Here is a 279-nt window from a genome sequence, read left to right as displayed (position 1 = left end):
CGCTGAAGTCGCGGCTCATCACGGCCTCGAAGGCGAGGCGGCCGAGGCCGGGCCAGCTGTACACGGTTTCGACCACCACTGCGCCGCCTAGCAGGCCACCGAAGTGCATGCCGGCGACCGTGGTCACCGGCAACAAGGCGTTGCGCAGTACATGGCGCACCGTGATCGTGAGTGGAGAGAGCCCTTTCGCAGCGGCCGTGCGCACATAGTCCTGAGCCTGAGCCTCCAGCATGGCGGCGCGGGCAAGTCGGGAATAGATTGCGATGTAGAACAGCGAGA

1 protein-coding gene is annotated in these 279 nt (G+C 65.6%); it reads right to left on the bottom strand.

What is annotated here, in order from left to right:
* Positions 1-279: ABC transporter permease subunit (locus OU789_RS16820; RefSeq protein ID WP_274656946.1), on the bottom strand; the 279-nt coding region annotated here is incomplete at both ends.

Origin of the sequence: Halocynthiibacter sp. C4 (assembly GCF_028823805.1) — a bacterium.
GTDB classification, from domain to species: Bacteria; Pseudomonadota; Alphaproteobacteria; order Rhodobacterales; family Rhodobacteraceae; genus Falsihalocynthiibacter; species Falsihalocynthiibacter halioticoli.
Note: the sequence above shows the minus strand (reverse complement) of the source record. Positions and strands in the feature narration are given on the sequence as shown.